The organism is Bacillus cereus group sp. N11, from assembly GCF_016483605.1.
Classification (GTDB): Bacteria; Bacillota; Bacilli; order Bacillales; family Bacillaceae_G; genus Bacillus_A; species Bacillus_A toyonensis.
In genome coordinates, this window is the sequence record NZ_JAEHBN010000020.1 from 67547 (window position 1) to 82809 (window position 15263).

Consider the following 15263-nt stretch of genomic DNA (forward strand, 5'->3'; position numbering starts at 1 on the left):
TTATTGTACAATAGAAACAAGGGGGAGATTAGTTTGAAGGCAAGTCTTTTACAAGAACAAAGCTTACGTTTGGCAATGACACAAGAGTTAAGGCAAGCGATTACAATGCTTCAGTATAATGTACAAGAATTATCGGAGTTTTTGTATGAGCAATCGTTAGAGAATCCCCTTATTGAGTTAGGTGGTTTTGAGAGGGAGAAGAAGAAGAGCTCTAACAAAAGTAAAAGTACCAGCAAACAAGTCGAGAATCAGATGGAAATCTACAGTGTGGATTCCATGACGATTCAGCAACATTTATTAAATCAAATACAGTATTATAAAATAGAAGAAGAAGAGCGAAAAGTAGCTTCTTTCATTATTATGAACATGGATGGAAATGGGTATTTACAAGAAACGAATGAAGAGTTAGCAGATCTCCTTTCTGCACCGCTTCATGTAGTCGATCGCTCTGTAGAGATTGTCCAATCACTTGAGCCGGCAGGGGTAGGGGCACGTAATATTCAGGAATGTCTAATTTTACAATTGAAGCGCTTACAAAGAAGAGATGGATTAGCGGAAGATATTGTAGAGGAGCACTTTGCTTATTTCGTGAAGAAGGATTGGCGAAAGCTCGTTCATGTGCTGAAGTGTAGTAATGAAGAATTACAATCGGCGGTGAACTGTATTACATCATTGCAGCCGAAACCAGGCCTTGCGTATTCTTCGGATAAACCACTGTATATTGTGCCTGACATGGCAGTGAAAAAAGAAGGCGATCGCCTCGTTTTACAGATGAATGAGAGAAATATGCCGAGAATTGAAATTCACTCTGAGTACAGTGCACTTCTTAATAATAGTGAAAGTGAAGTAGCATCTTACGTTTCAGAAAAGTATCAGCATGTGCAATGGATTATGCGCAGTTTGAAACAGAGAAAACAAACACTTCTGCAAGTGATGACGATTATTATGGAAAAACAACGTGATTTCTTTTGGGAAGGTCCAGCGTATTTGAAGCCACTCGCTTTAAAAGAGGTGGCGGAAGAGTTAAGTGTGCATGAGTCTACGATTAGTCGTGCAACAAGAAATAAGTATGTGCAAACACCACACGGTTTATTTGAGATGAAATCGTTCTTTAGTAATGCAGTTTCGACGACAGAGGATGAGGCAGTTTCAACGAAGCGAGTGAAACAGTTTATTCAAACGCTTGTGGAAGCAGAGAACAAGAAAAAGCCACTCTCAGATCAAAAGATTTCAAAATTATTAGAAGAAGAGCATGAAATTGTTATTTCTCGAAGAACAGTGGCGAAGTATAGAGAACAAATGCATATCCCAGCTTCATCATTACGAAAAACGATCGGATAGGTGAAGAAGATGAAAGTTGTACTATATACAAAAGTAGATTGTGGTCTTTGCGTGCAGGCGAAACAAGTTTTACAAGAAGTACAATGTGAATATTCTTTTCAAATCGAGGAAATAGATATATATGAAGATAATGACCTTTTAGAAAAATATCATTTAATGATTCCGGTTGTAGAAATAGGCGGAAAACAAGTAGAATATGGTAACATTCACAAAGGTGTCATAATAAACTATATAAAGAATGCAGTTAAGAGTTGAATAAGTTTCTATCTCCTGTTACAATAATACACGTAGCAGGGATTATTTTTTTAACCTATGTGGGACACAAAATGTCACTACGGGACGAAAAATGACCACAAGGGAAAAATGAACCAATGTAGTGAGGAGAAAAGATATGCGCTCATGGATTCAGAACACAAAAAAATTATTACCTGATCTGCTACCTGTTATGCAAACGAGAATGCAAATTCTTCAATACATTAGGCTCATGCAGCCGATTGGAAGAAGAAACTTATCAGCAAGTCTCGGTATGACAGAACGAGTATTGCGAAGTGAAGTTCAAGTTTTGAAAGAACAAAACTTAGTTCACGTCGCTTCTTCTGGAATGACTTTGACAGAAGAAGGAACAGCTTTAGTTCTTGCTTTGGAAGACTTTATGAAAGAAATTTCCGGGTTAAAGGTTTTAGAAAAGCAACTTAAGGAAACATTAGACTTGGATGAAGTTTTCGTTGTCCCTGGTGATAGTGATGAATCGCCGTGGGTCAAACTGGAGATGGGCCGTGCTTGTGTGACTTGTATAAAAGACCGTCTGACAGCGAATAATATCGTTGCTGTGGCTGGAGGAACTACGCTAGCTGCTGCTGCGGACATGATGCAACTTGATTGCAAAGATTTACATATGCTGTTTGTCCCAGCACGTGGTGGAATTGGAGAAGGTGTTGAATTAGAAGCCAATACCATTTGTGCCAAGATGGCGCAAAATACGATGAGTAATTATCGCTTATTGTATGTTCCAGACCATGTTAGTAGCGAAGCATATGCGTCTATTGTGACAGAGCCCTCCGTGAAAGAAGTTCTTGAGTTGATTCGATCTTCCAATATCGTCATTCATGGAATCGGTGATGCGTTAACAATGGCACGTCGCAGAAGTACTTCGGAAGCAGATTGGTTAAAGATTCAAGCAAACGAAGCAGTTGGCGAAGCTTTCGGTTACTACTTTAATGAACAAGGAAATGTTGTTCATAAAGTAAGAACAGTTGGTATGCAACTTGAAGATTTACAAAATGTATCTCACGTTGTTGCAGTCGCTGGAGGTTCTTCAAAGGCAAAGGCAATACAGGCTGTAATAAAGCAAGGGCACACTTCAATTCTAATTACAGATGAAGGTGCAGCAAAACAATTAACAAAGGGTATTACCCTTTAATATAATCCCCCAAGGAGGAAATTCAAATGACTAAAATTGGTATTAATGGATTTGGACGTATCGGACGTAACGTATTCCGCGCAGCTCTTAACAACTCTGAGGTAGAAGTAGTAGCAATCAACGACTTAACAGATGCTAAAACATTAGCTCACCTTTTAAAATATGACACAGTTCACGGAACTTTAAATGCAGAAGTATCTGCTAACGAAAACAGCATCGTTGTTAACGGTAAAGAAATTAAAGTTATCGCTGAGCGTGACCCAGCTCAATTACCATGGAGCGACTACGGAGTAGAAGTAGTAGTAGAATCTACTGGCCGTTTCACTAAAAAATCAGACGCTGAGAAACACTTAGGTGGATCAGTTAAGAAAGTTATCATCTCAGCTCCAGCTTCTGACGAAGATATCACTGTAGTTATGGGTGTTAACCACGAACAATACGATGCAGCTAACCACAATGTAGTATCTAACGCTTCTTGTACTACAAACTGTCTAGCTCCATTCGCTAAAGTATTAAACGAAAAATTCGGCGTAAAACGCGGAATGATGACAACAATTCACTCTTACACTAACGACCAACAAATCTTAGACTTACCACACAAAGATTTACGTCGTGCTCGTGCAGCAGCTGAAAACATGATCCCAACATCTACTGGTGCTGCTAAAGCTGTAGCATTAGTATTACCAGAACTTAAAGGTAAATTAAATGGTGGCGCTGTACGTGTTCCAACTGCTAACGTTTCTCTTGTTGACTTAGTTGTTGAACTTGACAAAGAAGTAACAGTTGAAGATGTAAACGCAGCATTCAAAGCAGCAGCTGAAGGCGAATTAAAAGGTATCCTTGGATACAGCGAAGAGCCATTAGTATCTATCGACTATAACGGATGTACAGCTTCTTCTACAATCGATGCATTATCTACAATGGTAATGGAAGGTAACATGGTTAAAGTACTTTCTTGGTACGATAACGAAACTGGTTACTCTAACCGCGTAGTAGACCTAGCTGCATACATGACTTCTAAAGGTCTTTAATTCTTAAGTATATAAGCAATCAATGACAAAACGAGGGAGAGGGTTTGTTCCCTCTCTCTCTTCTTTCGTTTTAGAAGCAAATGTGTTAAGCTTTTGAATGGGTTTTGTCAATCCTAACTAGTAGTCGGAGGGAAATCCAATGAACAAAAAATCAATTCGTGACGTAGATTTAAAAGGTAAGCGTGTATTTTGCCGCGTTGATTTCAACGTACCTATGAAAGAAGGCAAAATTACAGATGAAACTCGTATCCGTGCAGCTCTTCCTACAATTCAATATTTAGTAGAGCAAGGTGCGAAAGTTATTTTAGCAAGCCACTTAGGCCGTCCAAAAGGTCAAGCAGTAGAAGAATTACGTCTTACTCCAGTAGCAGCACGTTTAGGCGAGCTTCTTGGTAAAGATGTTAAAAAAGCAGACGAAGCATTCGGACCAGTTGCACAAGAAATGGTTGCAGCAATGAACGAAGGCGACGTATTAGTTCTTGAAAACGTACGTTTCTATGCGGGCGAAGAAAAGAACGATGCAGAACTTGCGAAAGAATTTGCAGCTCTTGCTGATATCTTCGTAAACGATGCATTCGGTGCAGCTCACCGTGCTCACGCTTCTACAGCAGGAATCGCAGACTACCTACCAGCAGTATCTGGTTTATTAATGGAAAAAGAGTTAGATGTACTTGGTAAAGCACTTTCTAACCCAGAACGTCCATTCACAGCTATCATTGGTGGTGCGAAAGTAAAAGATAAAATCGGTGTAATTCGTCATCTATTAGACAAAGTAGATAACTTAATCATCGGTGGCGGACTTGCTTACACATTCGTTAAAGCTTTAGGTCATGAAATTGGTCTATCTCTATGTGAAGACGACAAGATTGAACTAGCTAAAGAATTTATGCAACTTGCAAAAGAAAAAGGCGTAAACTTCTACATGCCAGTTGATGTTGTAATCACAGAGGAATTCTCTGAAACTGCAACAACTCAAATCGTTGGTATCGACTCTATTCCTTCTACATGGGAAGGCGTGGACATCGGTCCTAAAACACGTGAAATTTATGCAGATGTAATTAAAAACTCTAAGCTTGTTGTATGGAATGGACCAATGGGTGTATTCGAAATGACTCCATTCGCAGAAGGTACAAAAGCAGTAGGACAAGCATTAGCAGATGCAGAAGATACATACTCTGTTATCGGCGGTGGTGACTCTGCAGCAGCTGTTGAAAAATTCGGTATGGCTGATAAAATGAGCCACATTTCTACTGGCGGCGGTGCGTCATTAGAATTCATGGAAGGTAAAGAGCTTCCAGGTGTAGTTTGTCTTAACGACAAATAAGTAGCAGCCAAAGAAAAAGGACGGTGCAAAGCATGCGTAAACCAATTATCGCAGGTAACTGGAAAATGAATAAAACTCTATCTGAAGCAGTTAGCTTCGTAGAGGAAGTTAAAGGTCAAATCCCAGCAGCTTCAGCTGTTGATGCAGTAGTTTGCTCTCCAGCTCTATTCTTAGAGCGCTTAGTAGCGGCAACTGAAGGAACGGACTTACAAGTAGGTGCACAAAACATGCACTTCGAAAAAAATGGTGCATTCACTGGCGAAATTAGCCCAGTAGCACTTAGCGACTTAAAAGTAGGCTACGTAGTACTTGGCCACTCTGAGCGTCGTGAAATGTTTGCTGAAACAGACGAATCAGTAAACAAAAAGACTCTTGCAGCATTTGAACATGGTTTAACACCAATCGTATGTTGTGGTGAGACTTTAGAAGAGCGCGAAAGCGGAAAAACATTTGATCTAGTAGCAGGTCAAGTGACAAAAGCACTTGCAGGTTTAACAGAAGAGCAAGTTAAAGCAACTGTTATCGCTTATGAGCCAATCTGGGCTATCGGTACAGGTAAATCATCTTCTTCTGCAGATGCAAACGAAGTATGTGCGCACATCCGTAAAGTTGTTGCAGAAGCTGTTTCTCCAGAAGCTGCAGAAGCTGTTCGTATTCAATACGGCGGTAGCGTAAAACCAGAAAACATTAAAGAGTATATGGCACAATCTGACATCGACGGCGCTTTAGTTGGCGGTGCTAGCTTAGAGCCTGCTTCGTTCTTAGGTCTTCTGGGGGCGGTAAAATGAGAAAGCCAACAGCTTTAATCATTCTTGACGGTTTCGGACTTCGTGAAGAAACTCATGGGAATGCTGTAGCACAAGCTAAGAAACCTAATTTTGATGGTTACTGGAACAAATTCCCTCATACAACGCTTACAGCTTGTGGTGAGGAAGTAGGTCTTCCAGAAGGTCAAATGGGTAACTCTGAGGTTGGTCACTTAAATATCGGTGCTGGCCGCATCGTATACCAAAGCTTAACACGCGTAAACGTTGCAATTCGTGAAGGTGAGTTCGATCAGAACGAAACATTCCAAAATGCAATTAAAAGCGTGAAAGAAAAAGGTACTGCTCTTCATTTATTCGGTTTACTTTCTGACGGTGGTGTGCACAGTCACATGAACCATATGTTTGCTCTTCTTCGCTTAGCAGCAAAAGAAGGCGTGGAGAAAGTTTATATCCATGCGTTCTTAGATGGTCGCGATGTTGGACCACAAACAGCAAAAGGTTATATCGATGCAACAAATGAAGTAATTAAAGAAACAGGTGTAGGACAATTCGCGACTATCTCTGGTCGTTATTACTCCATGGACCGTGACAAGCGTTGGGATCGCGTAGAAAAATGTTACAGTGCTATGGTGAATGGTGAAGGCCCTACTTATAAATCAGCAGAAGAGTGTGTAGAAGACTCTTATGCGAACGGTATCTATGATGAATTCGTATTGCCGTCTGTAATTGTTAACGAAGATAACACGCCAGTTGCAACAATCAATGATGATGATGCAGTTATTTTCTATAACTTCCGTCCAGACCGTGCAATTCAAATTGCTCGTGTATTTACAAACGAAGACTTCCGTGAGTTCGATCGTGGTGAAAAAGTACCTCACATTCCTGAATTCGTTTGTATGACACACTTCAGTGAAACTGTAGATGGTTACGTGGCATTTAAGCCAATGAACCTTGATAACACTTTAGGTGAAGTTGTTGCGCAAGCGGGATTAAAGCAACTTCGCATCGCGGAAACTGAAAAGTATCCGCACGTTACATTCTTCTTTAGCGGTGGTCGTGAGGCTGAATTCCCAGGAGAAGAGCGTATCTTAATTAACTCACCAAAGGTTGCAACGTATGATTTGAAACCTGAAATGAGCATTTACGAAGTAACGGACGCTTTAGTAAATGAAATCGAAAATGATAAACATGATGTTATCATTCTTAACTTTGCGAACTGTGATATGGTTGGCCATTCTGGGATGATGGAACCAACAATTAAAGCAGTAGAAGCAACTGACGAATGTTTAGGAAAAGTTGTAGAAGCAATTCTTGCAAAAGATGGTGTAGCACTTATTACTGCTGACCATGGTAATGCTGATCAGGAGTTAACTGCTGATGGCGGGCCTATGACAGCTCATACAACTAACCCGGTTCCTTTCATCGTTACAAAAAATGATGTAGAGCTTCGTGAAGGTGGTATTTTAGGAGATATCGCCCCAACAATGCTTACACTTTTAAATGTGGAACAACCGAAAGAAATGACAGGTAAAACAATTATTAAATAATTTGCTTATATAAAAAGGAGAGAATTTATTATGTCAACAATTATTGATGTTTATGCTCGCGAAGTCCTTGACTCTCGTGGTAACCCAACTGTAGAAGTAGAAGTTTACACAGAAAGCGGCGCTTTCGGACGCGCTATCGTACCAAGTGGTGCATCTACTGGTGAGCACGAAGCAGTAGAATTACGTGACGGTGACAAATCTCGTTACCTTGGTAAAGGTGTTATTAACGCAGTAAACAACGTTAACGAAATTATCGCTCCAGAAATCGCTGGTTTCGATGTAACTGACCAAGCTGGTATCGACCGTGCTATGATCGAATTAGATGGCACTCCAAACAAAGGTAAACTAGGCGCTAACGCTATCCTTGGTGTATCTATGGCAGTAGCTCACGCAGCAGCTGACTTCGTAGGTCTTCCATTATACCGTTACCTTGGTGGATTCAATGCAAAACAATTACCAACTCCAATGATGAACATCATCAACGGTGGTTCTCACGCTGATAACAACGTAGACTTCCAAGAGTTCATGATCTTACCAGTTGGCGCTCCAACATTCAAAGAATCAATCCGTATGGGTGCTGAAGTATTCCATGCACTTAAAGCTGTATTACATGACAAAGGTCTTAATACTGCAGTAGGTGACGAAGGTGGATTCGCTCCAAACCTTGGTTCTAACCGTGAAGCTCTAGAAGTAATCATCGAAGCTATCGAAAAAGCTGGTTACAAAGCTGGCGAGAACGTATTCTTAGGAATGGACGTTGCTTCTTCTGAGTTCTACAACAAAGAAACTGGTAAATATGACCTTGCAGGCGAAGGCCGTACTGGCTTAACTTCTGCAGAAATGGTTGATTTCTACGAAGAGCTTTGCAAAGACTTCCCAATCATCTCTATCGAAGATGGTTTAGACGAAAACGACTGGGATGGTCACAAATTATTAACTGAGCGTATCGGTGATAAAGTACAATTAGTTGGTGACGACTTATTCGTAACTAACACTCAAAAACTTGCTGAAGGTATCGAAAAAGGTATCTCTAACTCAATCTTAATTAAAGTTAACCAAATCGGTACTTTAACTGAGACTTTCGAAGCTATCGAAATGGCTAAACGTGCTGGTTACACAGCAGTTGTATCTCACCGTTCTGGTGAAACTGAAGATGCTACAATCGCTGACATCGCAGTTGCAACTAACGCTGGCCAAATCAAAACTGGTTCTATGAGCCGTACTGACCGTATTGCTAAGTACAACCAATTATTACGCATCGAAGACGAACTAGGCGAAATCGCTGTTTACGATGGTATTAAATCTTTCTACAACATCAAACGATAATTGTAGAAAATAACGACAGACCGTGAGAAATCACGGTCTGTTTTTTTATGCTAAAATTGCTCACCCGTCATAAGCGACATGAAATGTTTAAAGAAGCGGTTATAATCAAAATCAATTGCAATTTGATGACTCGGCCAATTAATAAATGGCTTTGGCTCCATTAAAGAGCGAAATTCTCCAATACTTGCTCCCTGTGCATAGGATTCCGTCATGACAACGATAGGTGACTTATGATAAGTGAACATAGAGTTATCGAATAAGGCGAGTATTGGCATTGTGTCATGAAAGGGGCTGCCCTTTAAATGCGGTAAGGCATCTTTATAATATCCGTAGTAATAATGATCGAATAACGGTTTAACAAGTGGCGCTTTTCCTATGGCTTCAATGTATTCAGCCATTTCTGGTGTAATGATGGAATATTGAGTGACGTTTAATGGATATATGTACATGTTAGCTGTAGATTGAAGGACTATATTAGCGGCAGTAGGATCACCATAGAAGTTTGCTTCTGAAATAGGGGTAACATTACCGGGATGTAAAAAGGTGCCGCCCATTACGTAGTAAGAGTTAATTTGCTTCATTAACTCTTTACATAAGATAAATAAAATCGCTAGAGAGGTAAGTCTTCCTAAACTTACAATAATTAATTCATCTTTATACTGTTCAATAAGAGGAATAACTTCAAAAAAATTCTCCATTTCTCCGTTAGTCACATTCTCCTTTGGAATAATTGGTCCGAGTCCCTGTTTCCCGTGTACATCTGTAAAGAAAGCGGGAGGGGTACCAGTAAGGGGACGTTCTGAACCACCGAATATCTTGATATTCCTATTCTTTGTTTCGTACTTCAGAAAATGAGCATTTTGTACGGCCATTTCCTTTGGAACATTGCCGTAATCAGCCACAATCCCAACGATTTCAATTTCATCAATATAAAATGCAAGGAGGAGGGCTATCGTATCATCGATTCCAGGATCACAAAAAATAAGAACTTTTTTGGGCATATGTTCACCACCTATCTTGTTTACCCCACAGTAACGGGCAATAAGCCCCCGACCTTAAAATTCAAAAAAAGCAAAAAAGTTATGCGGGGGTTGGGCTGCCCGTAAACGCTCGATTGGTGAAGGCTAATAATCCGCGGGGATGAAGCCCCCCATTAATTAAAGTTTCACTTTATATATATGTAAGTTTTCGGATAGGAAGAATAAAAAAGTTTGTTTTCTTGAAATAGTAATGGGATAAATTCAGAAAATAAAAACTTTTTATATTAGGTCAAGGTTTTTGACTTAAATTTCATTTGTAAATGCAGTCATATCAAGGGTGTAAGCGTATAACATGGGCGGTTTTTGTTGTCAAGTTGATAAATTGCAGCTTTTTACAATTTATACTATGATAAAGATATTAACAGAAGATCGTATAAACATGAGGGATGATGAACATGAAATTTACAAAGATCCTTGTCCAAATTGCTGCTCTTTATGTGTTTTATATGGTTGGAACTTGGGTGCAAGAAATGTTGAATATTCCAATTCCAGGAAGCTTGATTGGGATGTTTCTTTTACTTGTTTTACTTAGCCTAAAAGTACTTCCAGTGAAATGGTTTGATTTAGGAGCGGAAACACTCGTCGCTATTATGCCGTTTTTATTAATTCCGCCAACGCTTGGCTTAATGAATTACGGTGCTTTTTTTATGAGTAAAGGAATTTCTCTTTTCATTACAGTTGTAGCGAGTACGTTTTTAATTATCATTGTCGCAGGACATACAGGGCAATATCTTGCGAATAGAAAGGAAAGAGAGTCGTGATGAGTCAAATATTAATCGGAATCGGTTGGGTTCTTTTTACGGTGCTATTATATCAATTATCTAAAAAAATCTATCAATTATTTCCAACACCATTTACTATTCCAATGCTTGTAGCGACAGGATTAATGGCTTTCTTATTTATTGTGCTTGATATACCATATCAACATTATATGGAAAGCGGTGGTGGCTGGATTGCGAAGTTACTTGGACCAGGTGTTGTAGCATTTGCAATCCCGCTTTACAAACAACGTCATGTGCTGCAAAAATATGTTGTACCGATTGCGGGCGGAGTATTAGTAGGTACAACAGTTGCGATTGCGAGTGATTTTGCTATTGCCTCACTTATGGGAACAGATAAAAGTTTAATTTTATCTTCATTACCAAAATCAGTGACAATGCCGGTTGCAATGAGCGTTTCTGAACAAGTTGGTGGTGTTCCATCCTTAACAGCGGCATTCGTAGTTATCGCAGGTATTACTGGAACGATTACAGGTCCAATTTTATTAAAATGGAGCCGTGTTACAAACTCGGTTGGTAAAGGTATCGGATTTGGATGTGCTTCTCATATTATGGGTGTTATGAGAGCAATGAAAAATAACGAACATGAAGGTGTTATTGGATCGGTAACAATGACATTAACAGCAATTTTGACATGTTTGCTCGGACCGTTATTTGCAATGATGTTTATGTAATAGAAGAAAAGCGAGAGCGACTCTATAGCTCTCGCTTTTCTATAGGATTTATGCTACAGTTAAAATAACTGAATCTTTGTAGGAGGTACGCCAAGTGCATACGTTATTATCCGTTTTACTTATTATTGTATCGATTTTAATGATTGTTATGGTACTTATGCAGTCTAGTAATAGCTCAGGTCTTTCAGGTGCAATTTCCGGCGGTGCAGAGCAATTATTTGGTAAGCAAAAAGCACGTGGAATTGAAGCGGTATTAAACCGTATTACAATTGTTTTAGCTGTATTGTTCTTTGTATTAACAATTGCTGTTACGTACTTAAACTTATAGAATTGAAAGAAGAAGCGTTAGTAGTTTGTACTAATGGTTCTTCTTTTTTTATTTTGTTATTTGAAAAAAGTTTCTAATTAGATTATAGAAATATAAATATGGTACACTAAGATATAGAAAGAATACGACTAGATTACAGAAGAGAAAGAGGAGAAGTACATGATGAAATTAGCATCTCCGAAACCATTTACATTTGAGGGTGGAGACCGCGCTGTTTTATTACTACATGGATTCACAGGAAACTCAGCTGATGTACGTATGTTAGGGCGTTTCTTAGAAAAGAAAGGCTATACTTGTCATGCGCCAATTTATAAAGGACACGGCGTACCACCAGAAGAACTTGTTCATACAGGTCCTACAGATTGGTGGCAAGATGTAACGGAGGCATATCAGCTTTTAAAAGATAAAGGCTTTGAGAAAATTGCTGTCGTTGGTTTGTCACTAGGCGGAGTATTTTCTCTGAAATTAGCATATACAATCCCTGTTTTAGGTGTGGTACCAATGTGTGCACCGATGTATATTAAGAGTGAAGAAACAATGTACCAAGGTATATTGGCATATGCCCGCGAATATAAAAAGCGTGAGCAAAAATCACCAGAGCAAATTGAACAAGAAATGTTGGAATTCCAACAGACACCGATGAATACATTAAAAGCATTACAAGAGCTAATTGCTGATGTACGTAATAATGTTGATATGATTTATGCACCGACGTTTGTTGTACAAGCGCGTCATGATGAAATGATTAATACGGATAGTGCTAACATTATTTATAATGGTGTAGAATCAACGTTAAAGGACATTAAATGGTATGAAGACTCTACGCATGTCATTACACTGGATAAGCAACGTGACGAGCTACATGAGGATGTATATAACTTCTTGGAGCAACTAGATTGGTAAGATCTAGTTGCCTCTTTTTTTCATAAGGAAATTTTTATGGAAACTGTAAAAAAATCATTAGGGGAGTATTGAATTTTCGCTTTATACATCCCCCATCTTTCGGATACACTAAATAATATAAGGGTTTAAAGGAGGTATTTTTGCTTGGAAGAAATCACACAAGAACATATTGATAAGTTGTTATTATTTATGAGAGAAGAAGCGTATAAACCGTTAACGATACAAGAGTTAGAAGAGGCATTTGGAATTAAAGGTTCTGAGGGCTTTAAAGATTTTGTAAAGGCACTTGTAATGATGGAAGAGAAGGGACTTGTTATTCGTACACGTAGCAATCGTTATGGCCTTCCAGAAAAAATGAATTTAGTGCGTGGTAAGTTAATTGGACATGCGCGTGGCTTTGCTTTCGTTGTGCCAGAAGAGAAGAAAACGGGAGATGATGATCTTTTCATTCCTCCTACAGAATTAAACGGTGCACTTCACGGTGATACAGTATTAGCACGCCTTAGTTCACAATCAAGTGGTTCACGTCAAGAAGGTTCAATTGTACGCATTTTAGAACGTGGAACGAAAGAACTAGTTGGTACATATACAGAATCGAAAAACTTTGGGTTTGTTATACCTGACAATAAGCGTTGGACAAGTGATATTTTCATCTTGAAAAGCGCATCCATGGGTGCTGTAGAAGGCCATAAAGTAGTTGTTAAAATTACGAGCTATCCAGAGAATCGTTTAAGTGCGGAAGGTGAAGTTATTCAAATTCTAGGTCATAAAAATGATCCAGGAGTAGATATTTTATCGGTCATCCATAAACATCATTTACCTTTAGCATTTCCTGAGGAAGTGATGGAGCATGCAAACAGTGTACCAGAAACGATTTCAGAAGAAGACTTGAAAGATCGCCGTGATTTACGTGACCAAATGATTGTAACGATTGATGGTGCAGACGCGAAGGACTTAGATGATGCTGTTACAGTAACGAAGCTTGAGAACGGTAATTACAAGCTTGGTGTTCATATTGCGGATGTAAGTCATTACGTTGAAGAAGGTTCTCCAATTGATGTTGAGGCAGCGGAAAGAGCGACGAGTGTATATCTTGTTGATCGTGTAATTCCAATGATTCCACACCGTCTATCTAACGGTATTTGTTCATTAAATCCGAAAGTAGACCGTCTGACACTTTCTTGTGAAATGGAAATCAACAACTTAGGTGATGTTGTCAAACACGAGATTTTCCAAAGTGTGATTAAAACGACAGAGCGTATGACATATGCTGATGTAAGAAGCATTTTAGAAGATGAGGACGAAGAGTTAATCAAGCGCTATGAACCATTAGTACCAATGTTTAAAGAGATGGGTCAATTGGCACAAATTTTACGTGAAAAGCGTATGCGCCGTGGTGCAATTGACTTTGACTTTAAAGAAGCAAAAGTATTAGTGGATGAAGAAGGAAAACCGACTGATGTTGTCATGCGTGATCGTTCTGTATCAGAAAAGTTAATTGAAGAATTTATGCTTGTTGCGAACGAAACAGTAGCAGAACACTTCCACTGGATGAACGTACCATTCATGTACCGTGTCCATGAAGATCCGAAAGAAGATAAGTTAGAGCGATTCTTCGAGTTTGTAACGAACTTCGGATATGCGGTAAAAGGACGTGCGAATGAAGTACATCCTCGTGCATTACAACAAATCCTTGAAATGGTTCAAGGACAGCCTGAAGAAGTAGTAATTTCAACGGTTATGCTTCGTTCTATGAAGCAAGCACGTTACGATTCGGAAAGCTTAGGACATTTCGGCTTATCAACTGAGTTCTACACGCATTTCACATCGCCGATTCGTCGTTACCCAGATACGATCGTTCATAGATTGATTCGTGAATACGTCATTAACGGTAAAGTCGACAGTGAAACACAAGCAAAATGGCGTGAAAACTTACCAGAGATTGCAGAACACTCTTCTAATATGGAACGTCGTGCTGTTGAAGCAGAGCGTGAAACAGACGAAATGAAAAAAGCAGAGTATATGGTCGATAAGATCGGTGAAGAGTATGATGGTATGATTAGCTCTGTAACAAACTTCGGTTTATTCGTAGAGCTTCCAAATACAATTGAAGGTCTTGTACACGTTAGTTACTTAACGGATGATTACTACCGTTACGACGAGAAGCATTTCGCAATGATTGGAGAACGTACAGGTAACGTATTCCGCATCGGTGACGAAATTACAATTCGCGTTATTAACGTAAACAAAGACGAGCGCGCAATTGACTTTGAAATCGTTGGCATGAAAGGTACACCTCGCCGTAAGTTCAAAGATCGTCCAGTCGTTATCGAACAGCCAAGAACAGGCAGAAAGAAACGGGGTGGACGTAGCGAGCGCAGTAATGAGCGCGGCGGCGAACGCGGTACAGGTAGAAAATTTGACCGTGGTGGCAAAGGTAAAAGCACAGGAAGAGGATCAGCATCAGCATCCACGTCCGCTAGTCAGCCAGGGAAAAAAGATGGTAATGGCAAGAAGAAAAAAGGATTCTTTGAAAACGTACCAGGATTCAAGAAGAAAAAGAAAAAGCGTAAGTAAGAAAAGAGTGGCTTCGCTTTGATGAAAAGCGGGGCCGTTTTTCTTTTTATTGGTCATTTCACTCCCTCGAACGAAGCAAAAAACGCTTCTCTGTCGGGAGTTCCAATGTCCAAAGATTCTGAGCGAGCTACTTTCGCTTTTTAATGTAATCTAGCTACAGTGGCTAGAATGTTTGGCGGCTTCGCTTCTTCCCCAGAGGCAAAGGG

Annotated in this window: 14 protein-coding genes; 13 read left to right on the forward strand and 1 reads right to left on the reverse strand. The window is 39.6% G+C overall.

The features are described 5' to 3' along the window. The first annotated feature begins 33 nt into the window (after positions 1-33). From rpoN to eno, 8 genes are all read left to right on the forward strand, one after another. Positions 34-1341 (forward strand): RNA polymerase factor sigma-54, encoded by a 1308-nt coding sequence (gene rpoN / locus JDS98_RS25140; RefSeq protein WP_000647945.1) that lies wholly within the window; start codon positions 34-36, stop codon positions 1339-1341. 9 nt (positions 1342-1350) lie between these two features. Beyond that, positions 1351-1596, forward strand: coding sequence for a glutaredoxin family protein (locus tag JDS98_RS25145; RefSeq protein WP_000869744.1), 246 nt, complete (start codon positions 1351-1353; stop codon positions 1594-1596). 136 nt (positions 1597-1732) lie between these two features. Then, the gene (gene cggR, locus JDS98_RS25150; protein WP_001258184.1) at positions 1733-2761 is read left to right on the forward strand and encodes a gapA transcriptional regulator CggR; all 1029 of its coding nucleotides are present in this window, start codon (positions 1733-1735) and stop codon (positions 2759-2761) included. Positions 2762-2787: 26 nt separating this feature from the next. Then, complete coding sequence (gene gap, locus JDS98_RS25155) at positions 2788-3792, forward strand: type I glyceraldehyde-3-phosphate dehydrogenase (protein ID WP_000161234.1); 1005 nt, start codon at positions 2788-2790, stop codon at positions 3790-3792. 139 nt (positions 3793-3931) lie between these two features. Beyond that, on the forward strand, positions 3932-5116 hold the full coding sequence (locus JDS98_RS25160; RefSeq protein ID WP_001036333.1) for a phosphoglycerate kinase: 1185 nt from the start codon (positions 3932-3934) through the stop codon (positions 5114-5116). 32 nt (positions 5117-5148) lie between these two features. Further along, positions 5149-5904, forward strand: a complete 756-nt coding sequence (gene tpiA, locus JDS98_RS25165) for a triose-phosphate isomerase (protein WP_001231042.1) — start codon at positions 5149-5151, stop codon at positions 5902-5904. Next, positions 5901-7430 (forward strand): 2,3-bisphosphoglycerate-independent phosphoglycerate mutase, encoded by a 1530-nt coding sequence (gpmI, locus tag JDS98_RS25170; protein WP_001231145.1) that lies wholly within the window; start codon positions 5901-5903, stop codon positions 7428-7430. The genes tpiA and gpmI overlap by 4 nt, the downstream gene beginning before the upstream one ends. Before the next feature lie 30 nt (positions 7431-7460). Continuing rightward, positions 7461-8756: a phosphopyruvate hydratase gene (gene eno / locus JDS98_RS25175; RefSeq protein WP_000103945.1), complete on the forward strand. Its 1296-nt coding sequence runs from the start codon at positions 7461-7463 to the stop codon at positions 8754-8756. 50 nt (positions 8757-8806) lie between these two features. Here the strand turns inward: eno and JDS98_RS25180 are convergent, their stop codons facing one another. After that, positions 8807-9757, reverse strand: a complete 951-nt coding sequence (locus tag JDS98_RS25180; RefSeq protein ID WP_199633001.1) for a nucleoside hydrolase — start codon at positions 9755-9757, stop codon at positions 8807-8809. Positions 9758-10191: 434 nt separating this feature from the next. On the opposite strand from JDS98_RS25180, the gene JDS98_RS25185 reads away from it, so the two are divergent. The 5 genes from JDS98_RS25185 (at position 10192) to rnr (ending at position 15057) form a co-directional block, all read left to right on the forward strand. Then, positions 10192-10557 (forward strand): CidA/LrgA family holin-like protein, encoded by a 366-nt coding sequence (locus JDS98_RS25185; RefSeq protein WP_000673221.1) that lies wholly within the window; start codon positions 10192-10194, stop codon positions 10555-10557. Further along, entirely contained in the window at positions 10557-11249 is a 693-nt protein-coding gene (locus tag JDS98_RS25190; protein WP_000078307.1) for an LrgB family protein, read from the forward strand. Before JDS98_RS25185 ends, JDS98_RS25190 begins: the two co-directional genes overlap by 1 nt. A 94-nt stretch (positions 11250-11343) precedes the next feature. Beyond that, positions 11344-11577: a preprotein translocase subunit SecG gene (gene secG, locus JDS98_RS25195; RefSeq protein ID WP_000557263.1), complete on the forward strand. Its 234-nt coding sequence runs from the start codon at positions 11344-11346 to the stop codon at positions 11575-11577. 162 nt (positions 11578-11739) lie between these two features. Then, on the forward strand, positions 11740-12480 hold the full coding sequence (estA, locus tag JDS98_RS25200; protein WP_000761983.1) for a carboxylesterase: 741 nt from the start codon (positions 11740-11742) through the stop codon (positions 12478-12480). A 144-nt stretch (positions 12481-12624) separates the two neighbouring features. Continuing rightward, positions 12625-15057: a ribonuclease R gene (rnr, locus tag JDS98_RS25205; RefSeq protein ID WP_070173931.1), complete on the forward strand. Its 2433-nt coding sequence runs from the start codon at positions 12625-12627 to the stop codon at positions 15055-15057. The last annotated feature ends 206 nt before the right edge of the window (positions 15058-15263 follow it).

Excerpts from the sequence above, each read along its gene's own strand:
- cggR (WP_001258184.1), top strand. The coding sequence starts at position 1,733 with ATGCGCTCATGGATTCAGAACACAAAAAAATTATTACCTGATCTGCTA.
- gap (WP_000161234.1), top strand. The coding sequence starts at position 2,788 with ATGACTAAAATTGGTATTAATGGATTTGGACGTATCGGACGTAACGTA.
- JDS98_RS25160 (WP_001036333.1), top strand. The coding sequence starts at position 3,932 with ATGAACAAAAAATCAATTCGTGACGTAGATTTAAAAGGTAAGCGTGTA.
- JDS98_RS25180 (WP_199633001.1), bottom strand. The coding sequence starts at position 9,757 with ATGCCCAAAAAAGTTCTTATTTTTTGTGATCCTGGAATCGATGATACG.
- gpmI (WP_001231145.1), top strand. The coding sequence starts at position 5,901 with ATGAGAAAGCCAACAGCTTTAATCATTCTTGACGGTTTCGGACTTCGT.
- JDS98_RS25145 (WP_000869744.1), top strand. The coding sequence starts at position 1,351 with ATGAAAGTTGTACTATATACAAAAGTAGATTGTGGTCTTTGCGTGCAG.
- eno (WP_000103945.1), top strand. The coding sequence starts at position 7,461 with ATGTCAACAATTATTGATGTTTATGCTCGCGAAGTCCTTGACTCTCGT.
- JDS98_RS25190 (WP_000078307.1), top strand. The coding sequence starts at position 10,557 with ATGAGTCAAATATTAATCGGAATCGGTTGGGTTCTTTTTACGGTGCTA.
- JDS98_RS25185 (WP_000673221.1), top strand. The coding sequence starts at position 10,192 with ATGAAATTTACAAAGATCCTTGTCCAAATTGCTGCTCTTTATGTGTTT.
- estA (WP_000761983.1), top strand. The coding sequence starts at position 11,740 with ATGAAATTAGCATCTCCGAAACCATTTACATTTGAGGGTGGAGACCGC.
- tpiA (WP_001231042.1), top strand. The coding sequence starts at position 5,149 with ATGCGTAAACCAATTATCGCAGGTAACTGGAAAATGAATAAAACTCTA.